The organism is Hymenobacter arcticus, assembly GCF_054779975.1.
In genome coordinates, this window is record NZ_BAAGXF010000012.1 from 101,362 (window position 1) to 126,288 (window position 24,927).

The 24,927-nt window shown below is 62.1% G+C and carries 17 protein-coding genes; 2 read left to right on the forward strand and 15 right to left on the reverse strand.

Annotated features, from left to right (window positions below; translation table 11 throughout):
• Positions 1-153: 153 nt before the first annotated feature.
• From ACYVGC_RS18260 to ACYVGC_RS18280, 5 genes are all read right to left on the reverse strand, one after another.
• Positions 154-1,212, reverse strand: a complete 1,059-nt coding sequence (locus ACYVGC_RS18260; RefSeq protein WP_460585287.1) for a Brp/Blh family beta-carotene 15,15'-dioxygenase — start codon at positions 1,210-1,212, stop codon at positions 154-156.
• A gap of 92 nt (positions 1,213-1,304) precedes the next feature.
• Positions 1,305-2,099 (reverse strand): bacteriorhodopsin-like, encoded by a 795-nt coding sequence (locus ACYVGC_RS18265; protein ID WP_460585288.1) that lies wholly within the window; start codon positions 2,097-2,099, stop codon positions 1,305-1,307.
• A 523-nt stretch (positions 2,100-2,622) separates the two neighbouring features.
• Complete coding sequence (locus ACYVGC_RS18270; protein WP_460585289.1) at positions 2,623-3,297, reverse strand: cytochrome c oxidase subunit 3; 675 nt, start codon at positions 3,295-3,297, stop codon at positions 2,623-2,625.
• Positions 3,298-3,355: 58 nt separating this feature from the next.
• Positions 3,356-3,703, reverse strand: coding sequence for a hypothetical protein (locus ACYVGC_RS18275; protein ID WP_460585290.1), 348 nt, complete (start codon positions 3,701-3,703; stop codon positions 3,356-3,358).
• Entirely contained in the window at positions 3,696-3,947 is a 252-nt protein-coding gene (locus tag ACYVGC_RS18280; RefSeq protein ID WP_460585291.1) for a hypothetical protein, read from the reverse strand. The genes ACYVGC_RS18275 and ACYVGC_RS18280 overlap by 8 nt, the downstream gene beginning before the upstream one ends.
• Before the next feature lie 156 nt (positions 3,948-4,103).
• Between ACYVGC_RS18280 and ACYVGC_RS18285 the strand changes: the two genes are divergently transcribed.
• The gene (locus ACYVGC_RS18285) at positions 4,104-4,340 is read left to right on the forward strand and encodes a hypothetical protein (RefSeq protein WP_460585292.1); all 237 of its coding nucleotides are present in this window, start codon (positions 4,104-4,106) and stop codon (positions 4,338-4,340) included.
• Between the two features lie 170 nt (positions 4,341-4,510).
• Positions 4,511-6,526: an NAD-dependent DNA ligase LigA gene (gene ligA, locus ACYVGC_RS18290; RefSeq protein WP_460585293.1), complete on the forward strand. Its 2,016-nt coding sequence runs from the start codon at positions 4,511-4,513 to the stop codon at positions 6,524-6,526.
• 115 nt (positions 6,527-6,641) lie between these two features.
• Here the strand turns inward: ligA and ACYVGC_RS18295 are convergent, their stop codons facing one another.
• The 10 genes from ACYVGC_RS18295 to ACYVGC_RS18340 form a co-directional block, all read right to left on the reverse strand.
• A complete protein-coding gene (locus ACYVGC_RS18295; RefSeq protein ID WP_460585294.1) occupies positions 6,642-8,396 on the reverse strand; it encodes a S41 family peptidase in 1,755 nt (584 codons plus the stop codon).
• 25 nt (positions 8,397-8,421) lie between these two features.
• On the reverse strand, positions 8,422-9,618 hold the full coding sequence (locus tag ACYVGC_RS18300) for a lactonase family protein (RefSeq protein WP_460585295.1): 1,197 nt from the start codon (positions 9,616-9,618) through the stop codon (positions 8,422-8,424).
• Between the two features lie 125 nt (positions 9,619-9,743).
• Entirely contained in the window at positions 9,744-11,312 is a 1,569-nt protein-coding gene (locus ACYVGC_RS18305; RefSeq protein WP_460585296.1) for an alpha-N-arabinofuranosidase, read from the reverse strand.
• A gap of 275 nt (positions 11,313-11,587) precedes the next feature.
• Positions 11,588-13,663, reverse strand: coding sequence for a transketolase family protein (tkt, locus tag ACYVGC_RS18310; RefSeq protein WP_460585297.1), 2,076 nt, complete (start codon positions 13,661-13,663; stop codon positions 11,588-11,590).
• 169 nt (positions 13,664-13,832) lie between these two features.
• On the reverse strand, positions 13,833-15,149 hold the full coding sequence (gene xylA, locus ACYVGC_RS18315; RefSeq protein WP_460585298.1) for a xylose isomerase: 1,317 nt from the start codon (positions 15,147-15,149) through the stop codon (positions 13,833-13,835).
• 757 nt (positions 15,150-15,906) lie between these two features.
• Positions 15,907-17,250 (reverse strand): family 43 glycosylhydrolase, encoded by a 1,344-nt coding sequence (locus ACYVGC_RS18320; protein ID WP_460585299.1) that lies wholly within the window; start codon positions 17,248-17,250, stop codon positions 15,907-15,909.
• Between the two features lie 197 nt (positions 17,251-17,447).
• Positions 17,448-19,064, reverse strand: a complete 1,617-nt coding sequence (locus tag ACYVGC_RS18325; protein WP_460585300.1) for a glycoside hydrolase family 43 protein — start codon at positions 19,062-19,064, stop codon at positions 17,448-17,450.
• 11 nt (positions 19,065-19,075) lie between these two features.
• A complete protein-coding gene (locus tag ACYVGC_RS18330) occupies positions 19,076-20,377 on the reverse strand; it encodes a glycosyl hydrolase family 8 (protein WP_460585301.1) in 1,302 nt (433 codons plus the stop codon).
• Positions 20,378-20,466: 89 nt separating this feature from the next.
• Positions 20,467-22,143 carry a glycoside hydrolase family 43 protein gene (locus tag ACYVGC_RS18335; RefSeq protein WP_460585302.1) on the reverse strand — a complete coding sequence of 559 codons (1,677 nt, stop codon included), beginning with the start codon at positions 22,141-22,143 and terminating at the stop codon, positions 20,467-20,469.
• Between the two features lie 131 nt (positions 22,144-22,274).
• Positions 22,275-24,926, reverse strand: a complete 2,652-nt coding sequence (locus tag ACYVGC_RS18340; protein WP_460585303.1) for a glycoside hydrolase family 3 protein — start codon at positions 24,924-24,926, stop codon at positions 22,275-22,277.
• Position 24,927 lies beyond the last annotated feature (1 nt).

The window sequence follows — 24,927 nt, forward strand, 5'->3', positions numbered from 1 at the left end:
AGGCCAGTTGGGCACAGCCCGCACCAGGGCCTTTTTTGGATTAATGCGCAGTAGCGCGAAGTCACTTTCTGACGGGTGGCTACGCAAAAGCCCTGCCGGCCAAGTGGCCGACAGGGCTTTTGCGTTTTGAGCAAGCACCAACCGGCAGCGCAGTCAGGCTTTTTGCTTTTGCGGGCCGGGTACCGGACTTGGCAATTTGCTTACCCAGTGCCCGGCCCGCCACCGGGGCGCATCCATCACCAGTGTCACGAGCAGGGCGTGGGGCAGCGTGACGATGGAGGCCACCACCAGCGCCAGGCTAAACCAGGCGGCCCCATTGGGCAGGTGGGGAGCCAGCAGCCGGCCCAGCAGCAGCAGCGCCGCGCAGCTTAGCAGCAGCAGCGGGGCGGCCCGGCGCAAAAAAAACGCCAGCTGCGGCCACAGCGCCTGGCCGGCTCCCCGGCCCGCGCCCGGCGCGTAGCCCAGCCAGCCCACCAAGCGCAGCACGTGCTGCAAGCTGTGCCAAAACACAAAGTATACCCCCACCGACAACTGCGGCGGCAGCGCCAGCAGCAAGCCCGTCAGCACCAGCACTTCGGCGGCCTCCGTGTGCAGCAAGGCCCAGCAGTGCCGGCGGGCGTAACCGGCCCACAGCACCAGGTGGCCCACTACTACTACCAGGCCCAGGCCCGCCGCCGCCCCTGCAAACAGCCCCGCCGCCACGGGGGCAGCCCCAGCAAAAGCCAGTAGCCCGTTTACCACGGCCGCCGTAGCAACGGGCCAGCCCCAGGCGGGCACCGCAAACAGTAGCAGGCCCCGCAACAAGCTGTGCACCAACCACAAGCTTCCCGAGGCGCGGGCTCCGCCCGGCGTATCGGCCGAGCCCCAGTGCCACACGGTGAGCAGAAAGAACAAGCCCACGGTACCCGCCGGCCAGGCCCACCACAAGGCCCCCACAAGGCCCGCCAGCCCCAGGTAACCGACCAAAAACACCAGCCAGTACCGCCAGCCCCTGGCCCAGGCGCTGCGGGGCCGGCCGGCGGGTAGCACCAGCTGGTCGCAGGCCCCGTGGGCCACGCCCAGCAGCACCATGCCCACGGCCAGCGGCGGCCCCAGCAGCGCCCAGGCCACCGCCGGAAACGCCGCGCCCAGGCCGGCCAGAACCAGCACGGCCGCGTAGGAGTAGCGCCGCTGGGGCCAGCTGGAGGTCAAAGCAGAGTCGGGAACGAACATGGCAAAACGAGTGAAAACCACAACAGGCCGCTGCACGGCAGCAAAGCGGTGCAACGGCCTGTCGAACGGGGCCGCCTGGGAGCGCCGGCAGATTAAGCCAACACTTTTTCTTTGCTTCCGGACCCCACGCCTTGCTGCGGGTAGGCCTGCACGGCCGACTCTTTGCGGGCCAGGTTATACACCACGAGTCCGAAGCCGATTTTGTTGATGGCATCGCCAACGTTGTAAATCAGGTCGAGGCTGTGCGCGTTGAGCAGGTTCAGGCCGCCTTCGCCGAGCAGGCCGCCGGGCATGGCCATGTAGCCGATGGGGTAAATGGCCCAGCCCACGAGGATAAACCAAGCCAGGGTGCGCACCCCTTGCCTCACGGCAGGCGAGTCAGATTTGGCCGCCAGCTGCGCAATTTCACCCAGCCAGGCCGAATATAGGATGTAGAGGTAGCCCAGCGTCGATATCGTGCCCCATATGGCCGAATGGGCCATTGAGCCATCGGTGAAGGCTTCGCCAATGTAGCCGGTAACGAGCATAAACACGGCCGCCACGACTAGCTTCCAAAGCAACCCGATTTTGGCCCCGGCCGAGCGCACCAGCAGGTAAAACTCGACCACCATCAGCGGCACGGTCAGCGTCCAGTCGATGTAGCGCAGGGCCACCGGGGTTTCGTGGGTGCTGATGTAGTAGTCGCGCATGTAGTAGTAATGCACGGCGGCAATACCGGTAATCATTCCCGAAATAAGGAGCGAGGTTTTCCACTTATCGGCCACGGTGCTGCGCTCAAACAGAAAAAACACCGAGGCGGCGGCCATGGCCATGTAGCCCGTAAAAAAGGTAAATGCAACCGGGTCATCAACCGGAATTTTCATGACGTCGAGTAGTACGGTCTGCATGGTGGGAGAGGTTAAGGTGAGTTACCCTTATCAAATTACCATCTAGGCCTTAATGTTTTACGCTTGAGAATAAAAAATATAAAATTGAAACTTTCTATTAAACGCCTCGTGTTTTTTCGCATTTTTATCCCGGTAGCGGTAACGCAGGGCTATCGGCTTTCCCTATATTCACTGAATCCAGAACAGACTATTTTGCTTCAGCAACTGGCCTCCCTACCCTTGGTTTTGGCAGGGGTGGCCGCAATTTCACCTGAAACGGCGAAAACATCGCCGGCACGTAGTACTACGCACTTACACCACCGGTCGCCGCTTCAAAGACTGGGTCGAGATTATTCAGTAAATCTGATTACGCAAAAGCCGTTTGTCATTGCGAGCGCAACGCAGTGGAGCGCGGCAATCTTTCCTGGTCGACCTCTACGTTAGAATTACTAACCCGAGCGTGAAGGAAAGATTGCCGCGCTCCACTGCGTTGCGCTCGCAATGACAAACGGCTTTTGTAAGACCTATTTATATAAGCTACTGATTAATAGAGAAATAAAAACATCCCAAACAACGCCACCCACAACGCATCAATGAAGTGCCAGTAGGTGAGCAGGGCGCGCAGCTGGCGCAGGTGATAGGGGTTGCGGATGAAGACGAGCGCGCGCACGCCGTCGCGGTTGGCGTGGTGGGTGCGCACCAGCTGCACCAGCAAGAAAATCAGCCCGGCCGCCACGTGGGCCACGTGCAGCCCCGAAATAACGTAGACGAACGTGCCGCTGCGCTCGCCGGTGAATAGCACGCCCTGCTGCACCAGTTCGCGCCAGCCCAGCACCTGCAAGCCGCTGAATACGCAGCCCAGCACCAGCGTGGCTCCCAGGCAGCGCGCCAGGCTGCCCAGGTCGTCGGCCCGGTAGAGGCGCGGCGCCTGCGCCAGCGTGTAGGACGACACCAGCAGCACCACCGTGCTAAGCGAGAAGTAGCGCGGAAACGGGTGCAGGCCACTGGCCACATCGCTCTGCGCCCGCGAGGCCACGTACATGGCCACCAGCGTCACAAACAGCATGGTGATGCCCAGCAGCGCCAGGTAGAGCAGCATGAGCAGCGGCGGCACGCGTTCGATGCGGCTGAAAGTAGAGCCCCCGGCCGGGCGGCGGCCAGTGCCAAGGGGGGTATTGCGGTCGTCGCGGGGGGCTTGCACGAAGGGAAGATAAAGCAAAAAAACTCCCCTCTTTAAGAAAAGCGGGGAGTTTTTTGTTCGGCCGGCGGGCGCACTTCTACTTAAAAAAAGAGCCAATCTTGCCCAGCACCGCGCTGAGCGTAATCTTGGGCCCACTGCGGTCGGGCAGGCCGAAGGTGACGTACGTTTTGCCGGCCACGCGCAGGTCGAGCACCAGGCCCAGGCGCTTGGCCAAGTCGTGGAGCTGCTGCAAGGGGTCGGGGCCGGGTTTTTTGGGCGGCTTGGGGGTGCCCGGCGGCTGGGGCGGGCCGCTGGTGAGCAGGTCGAGCACCTGCTGGCTGGGCACGTTGAGGATAAGATAGGACCCCGAAGCCGCCAGTTGAATTTCGTGCCCGCCCGGCCAGGTAAGCTCTAGCCGGGCTTCTACCTCCAAGGCGCTAGCCACGCGGCGCGTTGGGGTCGGGCGCGGGCGAAATGAGGGGCGCACTGGTGGCCGGGACCTCGCCCTTGGTGCGGATGCGCAGCGCACCATTGAGCTTCCAAGTAGCGGGCACGCCGGCGGGATTGGCCTGGTTGGGCACTTGCAATTCGACCTGGTCAAAATTCAGGTTGAGCTCGACGCCGCCCGAAAGCTTGGTGAGCAGCGAGGCGGCCGTTTCGGCCCAAGAAGCGGTGGATTGGTCAGGCATGGGGTGTTTTGGGAAAGAAGAAACGAGGAAACCGGGCGCAAAACAACGCGCCCGCGCCCCAAAAACCCAAACGCAACCGCCGGGCCAGGGTTGCCGTTGGCAGGAGGAGTGTATTTTTGCCCCGTCATCTGGTTTGGCCCGCTTTCTTACTTACCCATGAAATTCTTCGCCTGGTTCGCCGTCGCTACTCTCGTCGTTCTGCTCATTGCCCGCTTCAAGCCGCAGTCGGCGGCCGAGCCCATTATCCCCACCGAAGCCAAGGAAGCCCAGGGCCAGCCCGGCGCCGACGACAACGCGCCCCCCGCCCGCACCGAGGAGCAAGGCAAGGCCGATGCCCAGAAGGGCGGTACCACGTACTTCGCCCCCGGCCTGCGCGCGGCGAGCGCCGCATAAGGTTTTCTAGATTTATCCCCCGCATTTGTCATTGCGAGCGCAACGAAGTGGAGCGCGGCAATCGCCCCAGAACGACTCGTCCGGGTATCGTTCTGATGCGATTGCCGCGCTCCACTTCGTTGCGCTCGCAATGACAAGCGCCTGAAAATCAGCATTATTTCTTATTTTACATGAACCCACAAGCCCGCATTCAGGAACTCGCCCAGCGCCTGCACCACCTCAACACCCAGTACTACCAGCACGACATTTCGGAGGTGCCCGACCAGGAGTTTGACCTGCTATTAGCCGAGTTGAACGCGCTCGAAAAAGCTAACCCTGACCTAGCCCTGCCCAACTCGCCCACCCAGCGGGTGGGCGGCACCGTCACCAAGCAGTTTGCACAGGCCACCCACCGCTACCCTATGCTGAGCCTGGGCAACACGTACTCGGAAGACGACCTGCGCGAGTTTGACGAGCGCGTGCAAAAGGGCCTCGAAGGCGCGCCCTACGGCTACGTGTGCGAGCAAAAGTTTGACGGCGTGGCCATGAGCCTGGCCTACGCCAACGGCAACCTGCACCAGGGCGTGACGCGCGGCGACGGCACCCGCGGCGACGTGGTAACGGCCAACGTGCGCACCATTCGCACGCTGCCGCTGCACCTACACGGCCCCGATGCCCCGGCCGAAGTGGAAGTGCGCGGCGAGGTGTTCATGCCCAACCAGGTGTTCAACGACCTCAACCAGGAGCGCGAGCAAAACGGCGAGGCCCTGCTGGCCAACCCCCGCAACGCGGCCAGCGGCGCGCTCAAGCTGCAGGATTCGGCGGCCGTGGCGGCGCGGCGGCTGCGGTTTTATGCCTACTCGGTGCTCACGCCGGGCCGCCACTTTGCCAGCCACAGCGAGAGCCTAGAGGCCGCCACGGCCTGGGGCCTGCCGGTGTCGCCCACCTGGCGGCGCTGCGCTAATTTGGAGGAGGTGCTGGCCTACATCCACGAGTGGGAGCAGAAGCGCTTTACGCTGCCCGTGAACACCGATGGCATTGTAATTAAGGTAGATAACCTGCGCCAACAGGACCAGCTGGGCCTCACCGCCAAGAGCCCGCGCTGGGCCATTGCCTACAAGTACCCCACCGCGGCGGCCCGCACCCGCCTGCGCGAAATCATCTACAACGTGGGCCGCACCGGGGCTGTCACGCCCGTGGCCTTGCTTGACCCAGTGCCGCTGGCCGGCACCACCGTGAAGCGCGCCAGCGTGCACAACGCCAACCAGATAGCGATGCTCGACCTGCGCCTCGGCGATATGGTGTTCGTAGAGAAAGGCGGCGAAATCATTCCCAAAATAACGGGCGTGGACTTGGCCGCGCGGCCCGCCGAAGCCGTGCCCGTGCGCTTCCCTACCGAGTGCCCGGCCTGTGGCACGCCGCTGGTACGCCCAGAGGGCGAAGCCCACTTCCGCTGCCCCAACGAGCGCGGCTGCCCGCCCCAGCTCAAGGCCCGACTAGAGCACTACGTATCGCGCAAAGCGCTGAATATTGACGGCTTAGGGGCCGAAACCGTGGGTCGCTTTTTCGACCTGAAGCTGGTGACGACGCCCGCCGACCTCTACGACCTGGCCCAGCGCCGCTCTGAGTTGGATGGCCTGGAGCGCCTCGGCACCAAGTCGATTGACAACCTGCTGGCCGGCATTGAAAAAAGCAAAACCGTGGCCTTCGAGCGGGTACTTTTCGGGCTGGGCATTCGCTACGTGGGCGAGGGCGGCGCGCAGCGCCTGGCCCAGCACTACCGCACGCTGGCCGCCATCATGGCCGCCCCCGCCGCCGAGCTGGCCGCCGTGCCCGACGTGGGCGGCATCACCGCCGACTCGGTAGCCCTGTGGAGCCAGCAGCCTGAAAACCAGGAAGAAGTGCGCCGCCTGGCCGCCGCCGGTGTGGCCCTCGAAGCCAGCGGCGAGCCGCCCCAGGCCGTGAGCGACCGCCTGGCCGGCCTCACCTTCGTGCTCTCGGGCGTGTTTGAAAACTACAGCCGCGAGCAGCTCCAAACCCTCATCACCTCCAACGGCGGCAAAATCACGGGCTCCATCTCCAAAAAGCTGAGCTACCTGGTGGCCGGCGACAACATGGGGCCCGCTAAGCGCGAAAAGGCAGTGGGTTTCAAGGTGCCGATTATCTCGGAGAATGAGCTGCTGGCCCTGCTGCCAGTGGCCGAATAAGCGCAAGGTTTCGCAAGGTTAAAAGAGGTTTCGCAAGGTGAGCAGACGAGTTGTCCACCACCTTGCGAAACCTCTTTTGGCTGATGAGGTTGGGCTTACTAGTGCGCTAGAACATTTAGCCGCGCGGCTTGGGAGCTGGCCCGGTGGTAATGAGTTCGATGGCCCGGTCCAGCAATTCATCACGCCCAGCGCGCAAGCCCACCACCGTGGGGCGCACGGGCACGTCGATGGCGAGGCCCACCCGCTGGGTTTCGCGGCCGTTGGGGTAGTAGATACCAATGCCGGACATGGCCGTTTTCAGGCCGCCTGGCAATACTATCCGGCTCACGTTGCCATCAGCGCCTGCCGTAGGGCTACCCAGCAGGGTGCAATGCGGAGTAGCTTGCATAGCCATGCCGTTATATTCCGCCTGGCTTAGCGTGGTTTCATTGACCAGCACCACTACCTGACCGGTATAGGGCGCGGGGCCGGCCGGCTGGAGCGTATCGGCCGGCAGTTGCACAAAGCGCCCGGGTTGCAACGTATCGCACACCGAATAGGTGGCGAAAGGAACCGGCCGTGCCAGAAAATACCCGGGCAGCAAACGGGTCACAAACTCGCCAGGGTAATTGCGCGAATCTATTACAATGCCTTTGGCACGGGCGAACGCCTGCATTAATACCGGTAGCTTCGCCTTCGTAATGCGGGCCATATCAATGTAGCCCACTTCGGGTGCTATAAACCGGTACATGCTATCGGCGAGGGCCGGCCGCACGGGCGGCGCAGTACCAATTTTAAAGCAGGGTGCTGTGATGCGCAACGCCTGGCCGGCACGCAGCACCTGCAGGTCGAGTTGCGGAGCGGTGGCAAATAGTAAGGTAGACGCGATGGTGCGCAGTTGCGCAGCTTGGTTGGAACCCGGCGTTTCGGGTAGTTGCTGCCGCACCACATCGGTCACCGGCCGCCCCGCCACGTGCGTGATAATATCGCCGGGCTCTAGCGGCGGCTGGGGCACTTGGCCATCGCGCCGCACCCGAATTATAGTGGCCTTATTAGCAATAAACTGCACGGCTGCGGCCACCAGATAATTGCCCTGTTCGGCTTCGAGCAGCGGGTCGCGCAGCGTCGCGTGGCCATCGTGCAAGCGCGTAGCTAGTAGTAGGGCCGTGTGGCGGTAGGCGAGCGGGGTAGTAGCCGCCGCAAACTGCGGTAGCAAGTCGGCCAACACGGTAGCCCACTCCTGGCCGATGGCGTAGCGGTAAGGGTAGTAATACTGTACAATATTCCAGTGGCGGCATAGGGCCAGTAGGCGCAGGCCGGGCGCCGGGCAGGCCTGGTCGGCGTAGGCCGCCTCCTGCGGAAAAGTTGGGTTGCCCGCCTCGGCTAGGCTCACATAGTAAGGCGCGCCCTGGTAGCGGTTAGCCGCAATAAAAGCCAGCTGCTGGCGCAGCAGCGCGCTGAAGCGATGCTTATCCTGGGCCCAGCGCAGGTCGGGCTCCAGGCGCACGGGCTTGGTGGGCGGCGCGGCGCAGGTGGCGCAGGCCGGCACCGCGCCCAGGCTAGTAACCCAGGCGCTGAGCAGCTGACTGCGCTCGTCAGCTGATTTACAGAATAATACGCCTGGCAGCTGGCGCAAAAACTCGGCATCCCAATCGCGCTGCCCGGCGGCCACGGCGGGGTGAAAGTATTTGAGCAGCCCCCAGACCTGTCCCAGCGCCGCCACGTTGTCGGCCTGCCGTGGAGTTAGGGTTTCAAACTGTGGCCCGGCTGCGGCCAACGCCACGGCTACGGCCGGGTCAGGGGTAGCTGGCGGGACGCTCACTACTTGTGCACACGCGGGTAGCGCGGCAATGCCCAGCCCAAAAGCGAGCAAAAAAGCAAATCTTGACATAGAGCAGGACACGGAGGCCAAAGAGCTACTTGGTAAAATCGGATACTACCTGCACAAACATGGGCGAAGGCAGCGTGACCGACTTGCCGGTGGGCGTGAGCTTACCCGTTTGCTTATCAACCGAATAGGTGAAGATATTATCTGAATTCTGATTAGCTACCAGCAGCACGCGGCCGCTGGGGTCGAGGGTGAAGTTGCGGGGCGTTTTGCCCTGGGTGCTCACGTGCTGCACCAGCGTAAGGCCGCCGGTGGCGGGGGCTATGTGAAACACGGCCAGGCTGTTATCACCCCGGTTGGAGGTGTAGAGCGTCTGGCCGTCGGGGCTCACGTGCACGTCGGCCCCCGAGTTGTCGCCCGCGTAGCCGGCGGGCAGCGTCGAGCGCGTCTCGATTTCCTGAAACGTGCCGGCTTTGGCATCGTAGGTCAGCGCCGTTACGGTCGAGTTCAACTCGTTTTCGAGATAGGCCCAGCGGCCGTTGGGGTGAAAGGTGAGGTGGCGCGGGCCCGCCCCCGGCTTGGCCGTGAAGGCGGGCGCGGGCAGCGCGCTCAGCTTGCCGGTACTCGCATCGAGCTGGTAGCCATATACTTTATCAGTGCCGAGGTCGGCCGAGAAAACGTAGCGGTTATCGGGCGCGGGCAGGAAGCTGTGGGCGTGCGGATTCTCCTGGTTTTTGTGGGGGCCGAGGGGCGGCTGGTGCTGCTCGGTGGCAGTAGGCGCGCCCAACTGGCCATCGGGGCGCACGGGCAGCACAGTCACGTTGCCACTTGAGTAGTTGGCTACCAGCGCATTCTTGCCCGTGTGGTCGAGGCTAATGTAGCACGGCGAGGCTCCCCGCGAGGGCTGCTGGTTGAGCATGGCCAGCGTGCCAGTGTGCGGGTCGATGGCCAGCGCGCTTACGCCGCCGCCCGGCGCGCCGAGGTAGGTCTGGGTTTCGCTTACGGCGTAGAGGCGGCGGTGACCGGCATCCATAGTGAGGTAGGTGGGGCTGGCCCCGCCCTTCATGGCCCCCAGCGGCAGCAGCTCGCCGGTGGCCGGGCTCAGGTGGTACATGTACACCGTATTGGCCTGAGGGTCACCGATATTGGTACCGACGTACACCAGGTAATCGTGGTTGCTGGCAGTGGGCAGGATGCGGGCGCAGCCGGCCAGCGCCAGGGCCACCGTCACCACAGCCGGCCAGCGCAGACCCGCTACCGGGCGGGCAGTAAGGTTTTCAAACATAACGAAGGGAAACTAGGGAACCGCAAAGATGCCACGACGGGCGGCTTGGGCGGCCAGCGACGTAGCAGCACCCCGCTACTGGTGCGCCAGGCCAGGGGCTGGGCCGCGCCGGCCGCCCGCCGCTGCTACTTCAATTCCAGCACGACCACCGACTTGGCCGGCAGGGTTACGGCGAGCTTGTCGCCGCGCTTTTTGGCCCCGGTGAAGGCCGCCAGCTTGATGGTGTTGGGCTTGTCAAACGTGTTGTAGTCGCTCACGCTGGCCGAGGTCAGCACGCGGCCGGTCACGGTTTTGAAGCTCACACCGGGCAGGGCGGTTTCGAGGTTCAAGGCATTTTTGGGGTCGAGGTTGACCAGCGAAATATGCACCGCGCCGTTCTTGTCTTTGGAGGCCGAGGCGTTTAGGGCCGGGATTTTTTCGCCGCCAAACGCATACTCGGGGCTGGTGAATTGCAGGGGCAGAAACTCGGCATCCTGGTGCACCTGGTAGAGGTCGAACACGTAGTAGGTGGGCGTGAGCAGCATTTTCTCTTTGTCCGTGAGCACCAAGGCTTGCAGCACGTTCACGGCCTGGGCCAGGTTAGCACCCTTCACCCGGTCGCAGTGGTTGTTGAAGATGTTGAGCGTGGTGCCGGCTACCAGTGCGTCGCGCAGCGTGTTTTGCTGGTACAGGAAGCCGGGGTTGGTGCCGGGCTCCACGTCGGTCCACACGCCCCACTCGTCCACCAGCAGGGCCACCTTTTTATCCTTGTCATACTTGTCCATGATGGCGCTGTGCTTGGCCACTATCGCGTCCATTTTCAGGCAGTTGCGCAGGGTGCTGAAGTACATATCCTCGCCAAAGCCGGTGGCCTTGCCCTTGCTGCCGCTCCAGCTGCCGGTGGGCAGTGTGTACTGGTGCAGCGTGAGGCCCCACATCTGGTTGAGCGGGATATTTTTCATGCACGTTTCGGTCCAGTGCACATCGTCGCCGTTGGCTCCGCTCACTATTTTCTTGAGCTTGGTGCCGGGGTAGTCGTGGGCGAAGGTGGCGTAGCGCTTGTACACGTCGGTGTAGTACTCGGCCGTCATGTTGCCGCCGCAGCCCCAGCTTTCGTTGCCAATGCCCCACCACGATACCTTGTAGGGCTCGGGGTGGCCGTTTTTGCGGCGCTCCAGCACCATGGGCGTGTCCTCATTGGAGTTGAGGTACTCCATCCAGTTTGACATCTCCTGCACCGTGCCACTGCCCACGTTGGCGGCCAGGTAGGGCGTGGTACCCAGCAGCTGACACAGCTCCAAAAACTCGTGCGTACCGAAGCTATTGTCTTCCAGCGTATTGCCCCACCACAGATTCAGCATCTTGGGGCGCTGGGCGGTGGGCCCTACCCCATCGTGCCAGTGGTAGGTATCGGCAAAGCAGCCGCCAGGCCAGCGCAGGTTGGGCACGTGAATCTTCTTGAGCGCCGCCACAATGTCCAGTCGAATACGGCCCTGCTGCGGTACGCTCAGCCCCGGCTCGGCCCAAAAGCCACCGTAGATGCAGCGCCCCAGGTGCTCAGCAAACTGCCCCTGAATATCCTTGCTGATAACCAGGTTGGGGTTGCCAGCCTGCACCGTCATGGGCACCGTGGTTTGGGCCAGCGCGGGGGCGGCCCCGGCGCTGGCCAGCGCGAACGCCAGCACCTGGTGGCGAAAGAGAGAGTTGGGAATCATGGGTGGGGAAAGAAAAGATTATGTTAGATAAGTTATTAAAAAACAGGTAGTTGGCAAAAATTTAGCAAACTGCCAGATGAACAGGCTAAGGGTTGGAAATTTAGATTAACGATTGTGTTAATGGGCAGCGCAAGGCCAGCCGTTGTACACCGCACAACATTGTATCAACTTCAGCATTTGTCTTCATCAGCCCAGCCCAAAAAGCAAAAGTGAAGAGCCAAAACCAGTTGCTTGTTTTTGATTCTTCACTTCTGTTTTTCAGCAAGCCAAGGTGCTTAGCTACCCTTGGCTACCAGCTGCTTCTTCTCTTCTTCGTGGCCTTCGTCTTCGGGGTGGCCAGCGAGCACGCCTTGGGCACGCTTCACCACATTTTCCACCGTGAAGCCGAACTTCTCGAACAGCAGCTCGGCCGGGGCCGACGCGCCGAAGCGGTTCATGGCGATAACGCCGCCCTCGTCGGTCGTGTACTTGTGCCAGCCGATGGGCGAGCCGGCCTCGATGGCCAGGCGCTTGCGCACGGTGGGCGGCAATACCTTTTCGCGGTATGCTTTATCTTGGTGCTCAAACAGTTCCCAGCTCGGCATGCTCACCACGCGGGTGGGCGTACCGTCCTGCTCCAGCACTTTTTGGGCCTCCATGGCCAGGGCCACTTCCGAGCCGGTGGCGATGAGAATGATGTTGGGCTGGCCGCCATTGGCTTCACTCAAAATGTAAGCGCCCTTGGCCACACCTTCGCGGGCCGAGCCCAGCTTGGTCTGGTCGAGAATCGGCAGTTTCTGGCGCGAGAAGATGAGCACGACTGGCGACTTGGGCGTGGTCATGGCGATACGCCAGGCCTCGGTGCTTTCGTTGGCGTCGGCGGGGCGCAGCACCACGATATTCGGGATGGTGCGCAGAGCCAGCACCTGCTCGACCGGCTGGTGAGTCGGGCCGTCTTCGCCCAAGCCAATGCTGTCGTGGGTGAACACGAACGTGGCCGTGCTCTCGGCCAGGGCCGTGAGGCGGATGGCCGCGCGCATGTAGTCGCTGAACGTGAGGAAGGTACCGCCGTAGGTACGCAGGCCGCCGTGGTGGGCGATGCCGTTCATGGCCGCGCCCATGGCGTGCTCGCGCACGCCCCACCACACGTTGCGGTTGGCCGGGTGCGCGGGCTGGAAGCTGTCGCTGCCCGCCTTGTCCATTTCATTCGACGAGGCCAAGTCGGCCGAGCCGCCGAACATAAACGGCACCGACTTCTTGATAGCGTCCAGGGCTTTGCCCGAGGCCTGGCGGGTGGCCAACTCACCATCGGCGGGCGTGTACACGGGCAGGTCCTTGTCCCAGCCTTCGGGCAGCTTGCCTTCGAAGGAGAGCTTGAACATAGCGGCCTCGTCCTTAAAGGCTTCGGCGTACTTAGCGAAGTCCGCGTCCCACTGCTTTTGCAGCTCCGCGCCCTTCTGGCCGGGCTGCTTGAGGTGCTCATACACTTCAGCAGGCACCTGGAACGACTGCTCGGGGTCAAAGCCGTAGAACTTCTTGGTAATCTTGACGTTATCGGCGCCCAGCGGTGAGCCGTGCGACTTGTTGGTGCCGGCCAGCGGCGAGCCGAAGCCGATGATGGTCTTCACGGCGATAATCGAGGGGCGGTCCGTCACCGACTGCGCCACCTTGATGGCGTTCTCAATGGCGTCGAGGTCGTTGCCGTCCGTTACGTGCTGCGTGTGCCAGTAGTAGGCATCGAAGCGCTTCATCGGGTTCTCGGTGTAGGTGAGGTTGGTGGGGCCGTCGAGCGAGATGTTGTTATCGTCGTAGAGATAAATCATCTTGCTGAGCTGCAAGTGGCCGGCCAGCGAGGCGGCCTCCGAGGCGATGCCTTCCATCAGGTCGCCGTCGCTCACCAGCACGTAGGTGTAGTGGTCCTGCACCGGCGCGTGGCCCTCTTTATTGTAGATGGCGCCGAGGTGCGCCTCGCTCATGGCCATGCCCAGGCCGTTGGCAAAGCCCTGGCCCAGCGGACCAGTCGTTACCTCAATACCGGGTGTGATGTGCGACTCGGGGTGGCCCGGCGTCTTGGAATCTAACTGGCGGAACTGCTTCAAATCGTCCAGACTCAGGTCGTAACCATAGAGGTGCAACAGGCTGTACAACAGCGCCGAACCGTGGCCGGCCGACAAGATGAAGCGGTCGCGGTTCGGCCACTTGGGGTCTTGAGGATTGAAGCGCAGAAAGCGCGACCACAGCACGTAGGCCATGGGGGCGGCACCCAGCGGCAGGCCGGGGTGGCCCGAATTGGCCTGCTGCACCATGTCTACCGACAGCAGGCGGATGGTGTTGACGCTTAGCTCGTCAATCGAAATTTGGGAGTTACTCATATTTTTTTAGGCGAAAGAATGACGCCGTAAAGGAACGCAACGCGGGACGCCCGCGCTGCCTTCGCTCACGAATTTTTCTACTGGGTAGTAGCGTGGACTCTGTGAGTCCGCGCGTGGAGTCGTTGTTCAACGTTTCCACGCGCGGACTCGCAGAGTCCACGCTACCCGACTAGATGTACTGATTGATAATGCTTTCCAGCCACTCCTGCTTGCCGCTGCGCAGCGTGGGCTCACCCGATTCGTGCGCGATGGTACGCAGGTCTTCCAGCGTAAGGCCACCCTTGGCAAACTCCGCACCGGGGCCCTGGTCAAACGAGGCGTAGCGCTCTTGGCGGAACTTCTTGTAGGCCGACTTGGTGAGAATAGTATCGGCCGTCACCAGCGCGCGGGCGAAGGTGTCCATGCCCGCGATGTGGGCCACGAAAATATCCTCCAGGTCGGTCGAGTTGCGGCGCGTTTTGGCGTCGAAGTTGATGCCGCCCTGCGTGATGCCCCCCGCCTCCAGGATAATCAACATGCTTTCTGTCAGCTCGTTGAGGTTGTTGGGAAACTGGTCGGTGTCCCAGCCATTCTGGTAGTCGCCGCGGTTGGCGTCCATGCTGCCCAGCATGCCCGCATCAACGGCCACTTGCAGCTCGTGCTGGAAGGTGTGGCCCGCCAGCGTGGCGTGGTTCACCTCCAGGTTCAGCTGGAAGTCGTGCTCCAGCCCGTGCTCCTTGAGGAAACCGATGACGGTGGCGGCGTCGAAATCGTACTGGTGCTTAGTAGGCTCAGCTGGCTTGGGCTCGATGAAGAACTTGCCCGTAAAGCCCTGCTGCCGCGCGTAGTCGCGGGCCATGGTCAGGAAGCGCGCCATGTGGGCCTGCTCGCGCTTCATGTCCGTGTTCAAGAGGGTCATGTAGCCCTCGCGGCCACCCCAGAATACGTAGTTCTCCCCGCCCAGCGCGATGGTCGCGTCGATGGCGTTCTTGACCTGCGTGCCGGCGTGAGCCACCACTTGGAAGTCGGGGTTGGTGCTGGCCCCGTTCATATAGCGCGGGTTGGAGAACACGTTGGCCGTGCCCCACAGCAGCTTCACGCCGCTTGCCTGCTGGTGCTGCTGCACGTAGTCCACCACCGTGGCCAGGTTGCGCTCGTACTCAGCCAGCGACGCGCCCTCATCAACCAGGTCAATGTCGTGGAAGCAGTAGTAGGGCGTGCCGAGCTTGGTGAAAAACTCAAACGCGGCATCGGCCTTGTCCTTGGCGCGGCCCACGATGTCACCCTTGCTGTCCCAGGCGAAGTTCTTGGTGCCGGGGCCGAAGGGGTCGCCGCCGGTGCCCACGAAGGTGTGCCAGTAAGCCGTGGCAAAGCGCAGGTGGTCCTTCATGGTTTTGCCGGCCACCACGCGGTTCTCGTCGTACCACTTGAAAGCCAAGTAATTATCGGAGTCGCGGCCTTCGAACTTGATTTTGTCGATGCCTTTAAAAAATTCAGACGTTGCCATGTTGAGAGGATGGTTGGGGGTAGTTGGGAAGTTTTTATAAAGGAATAGTCGTTTGAGGGGCACCTCACCCCTAGCCCCTCTCCAAAAAAGATGGGGAACTAGCACTGGTCTTTAGGCTAGCATTCGAGCCTGGTTCCTCACTCGCTATTTCGGAACGGGAGTCAGTGGGTGAGGCGAACACCTACGCAGCTAAGCCAGTAGCAATTCCACCGGTCAAGTTTCGCGGGCCCGCAGTTGCTGCCAGTTGCCATACAGCTCTTACTGCTGCGCCTGCCAGGTGAGCGTAGGTTCTACGGTACTGAGATTTGCCAGGTCATTAAAAGCTTCTTTTGGGCTAGCCTAAGTACCGACGCGGCCCGCGCCGGATGCTGGGCCACGTTGGTTTAGCAGAGCGACAGCGCCACGCGGCCGCAGCTCACCTGGCGCACGGTCTAGCTGCGGGAAGCAGTCACCCAGCTACGGAAAGAAAGGCAGGTAGTGCCCCCTCTTTTGTGGAGAGGGTGCTAGGGGGCAGAGCTGTTAAGTTCTCGCGTTTCGCCCTCCACGTGACCTCACCCCCTAGCCCCCTCTCCCGTGGAGAGGGGGAACTAGCTCTAGTTCTAAAAATCTAGTAATCAAGGCTAAAACTAAAAACTAGTCCCCCCTCTCCACGGGAGAGGGGGCTAGGGGGTGAGGTTACGTGGAGGGCGAAACGCGAGAACTTAACAGCTCTGGGGCTAGGGGGTGAGGTGCCCGTTAGGTTTCCCCGCGCCGCTGCTCACTCAAACCGCACCCAGTCAATCGCCACGGGCGCATTGGTTTTAGGGGCCACGAGCAGCGTGTGCGTGCCGGGCCGGAAGGCACTTAGCGGCGCTTTTACCTCCTGCCACTGGCTGCCCTTGGGCACCGTGACCACGGCCAGCACGGGGCCGGTGGGCCCGTCGGCGCGCAGCTGCACGGTGGCCCCGGCGGCGGCCTGCACGCGCAGCGTCACGGTCTTAAGGGCCTTTTTGCCGAAGGCTACGCCATTGTACTGCACCCAACCCTGGCTGCTGGCAAAATCGGTTTTCCAGCCCTGGAAGGTGTTCGCCGTATCCAGGAAGGCGATGGCCGCGCCACTGCTGCTGAGGCGGCTATAGCGGTCGAGCTGGATTTTCTGCCGGGCATCGGTCAGGCCTGCGCCGCGTAGGGTAGGCACCACTTTGCGGATGTTCCCGTTGGGCTCAAAAAACAGGCTATCCAGGCGAATGGAGCGGCTTTTGTCGAACTTCGGCGACAGGTCGTTGTGGTGGTAGAACAGGTACCACTGGTTCTTGAAATCGATAATGGAGTGGTGGTTGGTCCAGCAGCCCGTAAACTCGTCCATAATCACCCCCTGCACCTTAAACGGACCTAGGGGGCTGGTGCCGGTGGCGTATTCTAAGCGCTCAATTTTGTTCTCCACGTGCGGGTAAGTGAGGTAGTAGGTGCCGTTGCGCTCGAATAGATAGGGCCCTTCTTTCAGGCCTTTGGTGGGCAGCTCGCCCAGCGTTTTGGGCTCGGAGGCCAGCTCCAGCATGTTCTCCTTCAGCTTGGCCCCGTAGAGGTTGCCCTGCGACCAATACAGGTAGGCCTGCCCGTCCTTGTCGATGAACACGTTGGGGTCGATGCCGCGCACGCCCTTGATAGGTAGTGGCTGCGACACGAAGGGGCCCATGGGCTGGTCGGCCACGGCCACCCCCACCGTAAAGCCTTTGCTGCTAGCGGTATCGCGCGGGGTAGTAGGGAAGTAGAAGAAGTACTTGCCGTTACGAAATACGCAGTCGGGGGCCCACATGCTGTAGCTGTCGGGCTTCACCCAGGGCACCTTGTTTTGGGTCACCATCACGCCGTGGTCGGTCCAGTCGGTGAGGTTGGCGGAGGAAAACACGTGGTAGTCCTCCATACAAAACCACCCGACGCGCCCGTGCCCTGGGGTAGCCACAATATCGTGCGACGGGTACACGTACACCCGGCCGTTGAACACCCGCGCCGATGGGTCGGCGGTGAATTGGTTGGTAATTAAGGGGTTTTGAGCCCTGGCGGTGCCCGCCCAAAGGAGCGCGAGCAAGCTCAGGAGATACGGCAGTTTACGAAGGGTCATGGGGTTGTTTTTTGGTCGGGAAGTCAGACAAAAGGCTTTTGCTAAGTATTCGGTCATCATTGACAGTTCAACGGTTCGCCTCACGAGACCCCTATGGGGCCGGCCCCATAGGGGTCTCGTGAGGCGAACCGGTCGCGCCGTTGCAACGAAGCGGCAGGGCTGCTTCACTGCGTGGACGCCAGATGGGCATGACGGCCTCACTTCCCTCCCACTATCGTATCGGCGATGTGGAAATAATCGAAATCGGCGTAGCCGCCCGGCGTTTTGGTGGCGTAGTTGAACAGGCCGAACCGGTAACCGATGAAGTGCGGCAGCGTGTAGGCCATTTTGAGGGGGCCGCCAATGGGCTTCCAGAACTTCCCGTCGAGGCTGTAGAAGAACATGGCCCGGTCCTGGCGGTCGATGAAATCGCAGGTAGCCTTGAAGTACACCGTGCTTTGGGTGAGCGGGATGCGCGCCATTTCCACGGGCTTTTCCGATTCAGCGCTCACCATTACGATGGATTTTACGCCGTTGCGGTAGTCCACGCCCACCTGGCCGTAGCGCTTTTGCAGCAGGGCCAGGCCGGCAAAATCACCTTCCTTGAGGTGCGACACATCCAGGGCGGTGCTACCGGCGCACACGGGGCCGATGGTGCGCTGCGTGAGGGTGTTGCGGGCCAGCAGAAAGGTGGTGTCCTCGCGGTTGGTTTTCAGGCGCAGGAAGCCGGGGCGCTCCTGCACCGACCAGAGGCTATTAACGGGGTTGTGGTTCCACTGCCAGACCAGCGGCAGGGCGGGCTCGCCCGGCCGGCGCGCAAACTCGTCGGAGGCCACGAGGCCGGGGATGAGGCGCTGGTTGGGGGGCAGGGCAAGGGTTTCGGGCACCTGGCCGGCCGGGTCGCCCAGCACGGGCCAGCCGTCGGCCCAGGTCACCGGCACCAGGTAGGGAATGCGGCCCACGGACCCAAAATCGCGGAATAAGTAGGCAAACCACCGGCCGTCGGGCGTGTCGATGAGGCCGCCCTGCGCCACGCCCTGGTCTTGCAGCGCCAGGCGGCCCTCGTAGGGGCCCGTGAGCTTGTCGGCCCGGTGCACCACCACGGTGCGCATCCCGTTCTTGGGCCATACGATGTTGAACAGGTAGTATTTACCCTTGATTTTGAAGAGCTGCGAGCCCTCGGCTTGCAGGTTAATGTCGGGGCCGGCGGGCGCGCTGGCGTTTTCAATCAGCACTTGCTCGGTGGTGCCGGGCTTCACGCCCGAGGCATCGGCCGTAAGCTCCAGCAGGCGCAGCTTGCCCGCGCCGTACACCAAGTACACGCGGCCGTCGTCGTCAAAAAACAGCGAATGGTCGTGGTAGCTGGGCTTGAACGATACCTCCTTCCAGGGGCCCTTTTCGATGTTTTTGGTCGAGTAGATGTAGGTTTTGCCGGTGGTCTGGGCGAAGGTGCTCACGTAGTACGTGCCGTTGTGCAGGCGCAGGCTGCTCGCCCACGAGCCGCGGCCGTAGGTGCTTTTGCCGTTGGTGAGCGCCAGCTCATCGGGGCTGCCCAGGGTCTGGGAGGCGTAGCTCACCAGCTGCCAGTTCACGAGGTCGGTCGATTTCATAATCGGTACGCCGGGGCTCATGTGCATCGTGGTGCTGCTCATGTAGTAGGTGTTGCCCACCCGAATCATCGACATATCCGGCACGTCGGCGTAGATAAGCGGGTTCTCAGCCCGCTGCACCGGCGGGGCCTGCGCCGCCACCGGAATGGCCGCGGCCGGGGCCACTAGCAGCCCCAGCACCAAAGCGCTTTTGCGGCTACCAGCCAGCAGTTGAGTAGTCGTCATAGAGTTGCGATTTAGTGGGCCGAGGGCTTGATGGCCTGGTACTTCCCACTCAGGTGCATCAGGCTGAACAGGTACAGGAGGCCGTCGTAGTAGGGGTCGAAATAGCCATCTTTGTAGGATGCCAGCTTGGCGTTCCAGAGGGCGTGCACAAAGGCCAGCTGCGGGTCTTGCCCCATGAGGGAGGCCGCCGCGCTGGTGGATACCAGGCCCAGCGAATGCCGCAGCTTCTTCACGTTGCCGGCGGGCAGAATGAAGTCGGGCCGCGTGCCATCCACGTTAAACTGGTCCTCGAAGGTGGCTAAGCCCTTGCCGCGCAAAAAACCCTGAAAACGCCGCGCATACTGCTGTTGCCAGGCTTTATCCTTGCCAAACCACACGTAGTCCATGGCAACGTTCATGGGCACCCGCCACGAATCGTAGCGAAAAGCGGGCGGCGCCCACTTGGTGGCGTGGGGCTTACCGCTAAACTCGGTGTAGTCGTAGTTGAGGCCCGTGGGCGCGGCGCAGGCCCGGTGCAGGTACGCCCGCGACGAATCGGCGCAGGCCCGGTAAAACGGCTCGTGCCCGTCCTTCGCGTACGCGGCCCACACCTCCATAAAGGCGGGCAGGTGGTACGACGGGTCGGTCCAGTTGTACATATCCCCCATCGGCACGAAGGTTATCTGCTTGTGCTCGGTATTCAGCAGGTTGCGCACGCCGCCGGTGCCATCTTTCTGCCACATCGCATCCAGGATGTGGCGCGCCTCCTGGTAGTAGTTGAGGCCGGTAGCATTGCCCCAGCGGTTGGAGGCAAACAGCAGGCTAGTAACGAAATACAACTCGCCATCCGAAGCGGGACCCTCCGAATTAAGCTTCATCGTAGTAGTGCTGAAACTCCAGGCGAAGTAGCCCGCCAGCGGCCCATCCTGATACTGCAAGTTCTTCTTCGACCAGCGCCACAGCCGGTCAAACACCGCCTTCTTGTCGAGCTGCACGGCCACCATCATCCCATACGAAAGCCCCTCAGTGCGGGCGTCGTGGTTTTTTATGTCCGACACGTAAGCCATCGAATCGCCCACCTCGAAGTACACCTTATCGGGCCCCTCAAACACGTCGTGGTAGGCCTGGGCCAACTTCTGGTCGATGGCGGCCTGACTGTAACCCGCTTCCCGGAGCAGGTTAGGGTACTTGCCGGTATAAAACGCGCCTTGCTGGCTAGCGGGCTTCGGTTTTGGGGCGCGCTGGGCGGCTACGCTACCCTGGCCGGCGTACAGCAAGCCAAGCAGCAACGCCAGGTGCCGGCCAGCGTGCAGCAAGCTTGAGCAGCATTTCATAAGTTGCTTTTGTTGAAGTATTTAGCGTTAGCATTCTGGGTAACTACCGGGCCCGCGGCCTACGCGTACCGGGCAGCTGCCCGCAGGTACTATTTTTTATACACGGGGTCGTGCCCTTCGTATTTCAGCCACTTAAAGGAGGCCGTGTTGGTAGTGGGCTGCCCGGCCGAGGTGCCATACATGCCGTACAGGCAGCCGATGAAGCCACCCGCGGTCTGCGTGCTCAGGAAGCGCGCATCCACCTTGTCCTTCAATACATTATACGTTTTGCCATCCTCCGAAAAGCGGAAGCTGTACGTGTCGCCGTCGGCGTTTATGCGCAGCTGCACCTTGCCGGCCGCCGCTTTTAGCGGGGCCTTGGCCAGCAGCTCCGGGGCCTTGGCGTCGGCGGTACTCTTGAAAAGCTGGACGACGGGCTTGCCGTTCTCCACCGATTTGCAGAGGTAGTAAAAGTGTTTTTCATCCTGAAAAGCCACCAGACCGGCTGTTTCATTTGCTGCCTTGGCCGCAAACGTCAGCTCGGTTTCGGCGCTGCCGTACAGGTGCTGCTGCCGCTTGCCGATGAAGGCCGGGTTGCCCGTTTCGGCGCACGTTTCGGGCTTCAGCTTCAGGGCGAGGCCCTTGGCTTTGCTCAAAGAAAAATTAGTGCTGTCCACCGTGCGCAAAAACAGCAGCGCGAGGTCCAGCTGCTTCTCGAAGGTGAGGGTGTAGGCAAAGTTGCCGCTCTGAGGCAGCGCGCCGGGCTGCTTCACCTCGGGGAAGTTGGCCCGGTAGCTGTACTGCACGCCGTTGGAGCCGGGGTTCATCACGGGCCAGTCGTTTTTCCAAACTATCGGTGTGATAAACGTCTCGCGGCCAGTGTTATAGTAGTTACCCTCGTAAGGCCGCACGGCCAGGAAAATGGCGTACGTCTTACCATCCGGCCCTTCCACGAACTGCGCGTGGCCCGCCGAGGTGATGGGGTCTTTGCGGTCGCGGGGCAACTCGCGCTGCGAGAGGATTGGGTTGTTTTCGTAGGGCACAAACGGCCCCAGCGCCGCTTTGCTGCGAAACACGACCTCCGTGTGGTTGACCGAGGTGCCGCCTTCGGCCGCGTAGAGGTAGTACCAGTCGCCCCGCTTCATCAGGTGGGGGCCCTCAATCCAGATGGGCTTCTTGCTGAGGTCCACCCCGCCATTTACCACTATTTTGGCCTCGCCCACCGTCTGCAACGTGCTCGGGTTCAGCTCGATAATTTTGATGGAGCGGTGGCCTTCGTAGAGTGGCTTGTTGTCGGGCGGGTCGCTGTTGTAGATGACGTAGGCCTTGTTGCCTTCAAAGTACAGCGAAGGGTCGATGCCCCGCACCTCGGGCAAAAAAGTGGGGTTGCTCCACGGCCCGGCGGGGTTTTTGGCCGTCACCACGAAGTTACCCTTGTGGTCGATGAGCGTGCAGGTGACGTAAAACGTGCCATTGTGGTGCTCGATAGCCGGCGCAAACAGCCCCCGCGTCATGCGGTCGCCCAGGAAGTTCATCTGCGCGGGGCGGTCTATCACGTTGCCTACCTGCTTCCAGTTTTTGAGGTCCTTACTGTGCATTACCGGGATGCCGGGGAAGTAAGCAAACGTGGAGTTAACCAGATAATAATCAGGGCCTACCTTTACAATGCTCGGGTCGGGGTAGAAGCCCGTCATAATGGGATTTACCAACTCAATCGGTTGTGCAAACAGGGCAAAGGGGGTAAGCAGTAAGGCGGGTAGCAGCCAGTTCAGTTTCACTCGTTTCATGCGGATAAGAAGTTGGTATGTAGTAGGTTGAGTACTTTTCGGGTGGCGGTTTGGTACGGTAGCCCGCCCTGCTGCACGCAACAGGACGGGCTACCGTGCCTTACCAAATATGGTGAAGGACACCAGCTCAATCAATTGATTGCCACGCGGCTGCCCGTTAGCTGCACATTGGTTTGCAGCACCCGGCCGGCGGCCACGGCGGGGGCGAGCGGCTGGCTGCCGCCCACAAATACCTGCACGCGGCCGGGCAGCTCCGCACGCTGGGCCTTGGCATCGAGCTGCGAGAGCTGCCGGGGCGTGAGCTGAAATTGCACGGTCCTGGTTTCGCCGGCTTTGAGGTTGAGGCGCCGGAAGCCTTCGAGGGCGTGCCGGGCCACGCGGCTCGTGGCTGCCGGGTGGCGCACGTAGAGCTGCACCACTTCGTCGCCGGCGCGCGCGCCGGTGTTCTGCACCTGCACGCTTACCGATAGGGGCTGGCCGGTAGCGGGCTTCGAGAGCACTTTTAAGTTGCTGTATTTGAAGGTGGTGTAGCTCAGGCCGTGGCCGAAGGCGAAGAGCGGCTCGCCGGTGAAGTAGCGGTAGGTGCGGCCGGCCATGCTGTAGTCGTCGAAGGCCGGCAGTTGGGTTTCCGACTTGTAGAACGTCACCGGCAGGCGGCCGGCGGGGTTGTAGTCGCCAAACAGCACGTCGGCCAGGGCCGTGCCGGCGGCCTGCCCGCCGTACCAGCTGTTCACGATGGCCGGCAGGTTGGCGGCCTCCCAGGGCGTACCCAGGGCGCTGCCCGTCATCAGGGCCAGCACCACGGGCTTGCCCGAGCTGTGCAGCACCTTCAGCAGGTCGGTTTGCACCTGGGGCAGGCCGATGGTGGTACGGTCGCCGCCACTAAAGCCGGGCACTTTCACGTTCATTTCCTCGCCTTCCAGCTTAGGCGAAATGCCCCCCACAAAAATGAGCGCGTCGGCATCCTTCACCCGCGCCAGGATGTTGGCGGCGTTCATGGGCACCACGCGGGCCCCGGTGAGCTTGAGGATGGTGCGGCGGTCGTACTGGCGGTACTCCAGGCGCAGGGTTAGCGGCTGCCCGGCCGTCACGTGCAGCACGTGCTGGTTGGTGGAGAAGCCGCGCCCCTGCCAGGCATCGAGCGCCAGCTGGTCGTTCACAAACAGCCGGTAGCCGTCGTCGCCGGAGATTTGCAGGGCCAGCTCCTCGGTGGCGGCGGGCGTGAAAGTGGCCAGGTAGCGGGCCGAGAAATTTTCGGCTTTCAGGCCGGGCGCCACCTCCAGCTGCACATTGGCCAAGTAGCGGTCGAGGCCGGCTTCCTGGCGCGTGGCTACGGGCGCGCCCGCCAGGTCGGGGCCTTTGAAATACTCGGCCCGGAAGCCCGGCTGGCCGTTATGGGTCAGGTTTTTATTGATATCCAGCGGCTCGTACACCGTGTTGCTGGCGTAGTCCACGCCTTGCAGGTACTCCACCGTGGTGCCCGCCCCCACCTTGGCCCGGATGCCTTCGAGCGGCGTCACGATGTCGGTGGGGAAGCCGTTGTAGTTGCCCAGCTGCACGCTTTCGTTATCGGCATTGGGGCCGAGCACCACAATCTTTTTCAGGTCTTTGCGCAGCGGCAAGGTGTTCTTTTCATTCTTGAGCAGCACCACCGACTCGCGGGCCATTTTCAAGGCGTGGGCCTGGTGCGGGGCGCTTTCCACCACGCTCAGCGGAATCCGGGCGTACTTCACGCGCTCCACGGGGTCGAACATGCCCAGCTGAAACCGGATTTTGTAGAGCCGCTTCACCGACACGTTGAGCTGCTGCTCGGTGATGAGCTTTTTCTGCACCGATTCCAGCAGCGAGCTGTACGTGGACAGCTTGCCCGTGGCGCACTCAATGTCGGTGCCGTGCAGCACGGCGTTGGCAGCGGCGGTGGCCGCGTCGGGGTCCGTTTTATGGTGCTGCCAGAAGTCGTTGATGCCGTCGCAGTCGGATGTGACGTAGCCCTTAAACTGCCATTTCTTGTAGAGAATGTCATTCATCAGCATGTCGCTGCCGCAGCAGGGCTGGCCGGCGTAGGCGTTGTAGGCGCACATCACGCCGGCCACTTTAGCGTCCACAATCAGGTCGCGAAAAGCGGGTAAGTACGTGTCCCACAGGTCGTAATCGCTGATTTGGGCGTTGTACTCGTGGCGCGACGATTCGGGGCCGCTGTGCACGGCAAAGTGCTTGGCGCACGCCGTGATTTTCAGGTACTTCGGGTCGTCGCCCTGGAAGCCCTTCACCAGCGCCGAGCCCAACTGGCCGGTCAGGTAAGGGTCTTCGCCGTAGGTTTCCTGGCCCCTGCCCCACCGCGGGTCACGGAAGATGTTGATATTGGGCGTCCAGAAGGTAAGTCCTTGGTAGATACCGCGTTCGCCGCGACGCACGTACTCCTGGTGCACCGCCCGCGCCTCGTCGGAGGTCATGGTAGCCATCGTCAGCAGCGCGTCCTTATCAAACGTAGCGGCCATACCGATGGCCTGCGGGAACACCGTGGTTTTCAGGCCCGTACGGGCCACGCCGTGCAGGGCCTCGTTCCACCAGTTGTAGGCCGGAATACTCAGCCGGTCGATGGCCGGCGAGGAATTAAGCATCTGCGACACCTTTTCGGCCAGCGTGAGGCGGCCCACCAGGTCATCGACGCGCTGGTCAATCGGCAGGTCGGGGTTTTGAAAAGGAAATTGCTCGGCTGGGGGCCGCTGGGCGCTGGTAACGGCCACGAGCAGCACCCCAAGCAGGGTTTTCGCGAGTTTCATA

What these genes read in the sequence shown, in the direction of transcription:
- ACYVGC_RS18260 (WP_460585287.1), bottom strand. Translation starts at nt 1,212, where the DNA reads ATGTTCGTTCCCGACTCTGCTTTGACCTCCAGCTGGCCCCAGCGGCGC.
- ACYVGC_RS18265 (WP_460585288.1), bottom strand. Translation starts at nt 2,099, where the DNA reads ATGCAGACCGTACTACTCGACGTCATGAAAATTCCGGTTGATGACCCG.
- ACYVGC_RS18280 (WP_460585291.1), bottom strand. Translation starts at nt 3,947, where the DNA reads ATGCCTGACCAATCCACCGCTTCTTGGGCCGAAACGGCCGCCTCGCTG.
- ACYVGC_RS18285 (WP_460585292.1), top strand. Translation starts at nt 4,104, where the DNA reads ATGAAATTCTTCGCCTGGTTCGCCGTCGCTACTCTCGTCGTTCTGCTC.
- ligA (WP_460585293.1), top strand. Translation starts at nt 4,511, where the DNA reads ATGAACCCACAAGCCCGCATTCAGGAACTCGCCCAGCGCCTGCACCAC.
- ACYVGC_RS18295 (WP_460585294.1), bottom strand. Translation starts at nt 8,396, where the DNA reads ATGTCAAGATTTGCTTTTTTGCTCGCTTTTGGGCTGGGCATTGCCGCG.
- ACYVGC_RS18300 (WP_460585295.1), bottom strand. Translation starts at nt 9,618, where the DNA reads ATGTTTGAAAACCTTACTGCCCGCCCGGTAGCGGGTCTGCGCTGGCCG.
- ACYVGC_RS18305 (WP_460585296.1), bottom strand. Translation starts at nt 11,312, where the DNA reads ATGATTCCCAACTCTCTCTTTCGCCACCAGGTGCTGGCGTTCGCGCTG.
- tkt (WP_460585297.1), bottom strand. Translation starts at nt 13,663, where the DNA reads ATGAGTAACTCCCAAATTTCGATTGACGAGCTAAGCGTCAACACCATC.
- xylA (WP_460585298.1), bottom strand. Translation starts at nt 15,149, where the DNA reads ATGGCAACGTCTGAATTTTTTAAAGGCATCGACAAAATCAAGTTCGAA.
- ACYVGC_RS18320 (WP_460585299.1), bottom strand. Translation starts at nt 17,250, where the DNA reads ATGACCCTTCGTAAACTGCCGTATCTCCTGAGCTTGCTCGCGCTCCTT.
- ACYVGC_RS18325 (WP_460585300.1), bottom strand. Translation starts at nt 19,064, where the DNA reads ATGACGACTACTCAACTGCTGGCTGGTAGCCGCAAAAGCGCTTTGGTG.
- ACYVGC_RS18330 (WP_460585301.1), bottom strand. Translation starts at nt 20,377, where the DNA reads ATGAAATGCTGCTCAAGCTTGCTGCACGCTGGCCGGCACCTGGCGTTG.
- ACYVGC_RS18335 (WP_460585302.1), bottom strand. Translation starts at nt 22,143, where the DNA reads ATGAAACGAGTGAAACTGAACTGGCTGCTACCCGCCTTACTGCTTACC.
- ACYVGC_RS18340 (WP_460585303.1), bottom strand. Translation starts at nt 24,926, where the DNA reads ATGAAACTCGCGAAAACCCTGCTTGGGGTGCTGCTCGTGGCCGTTACC.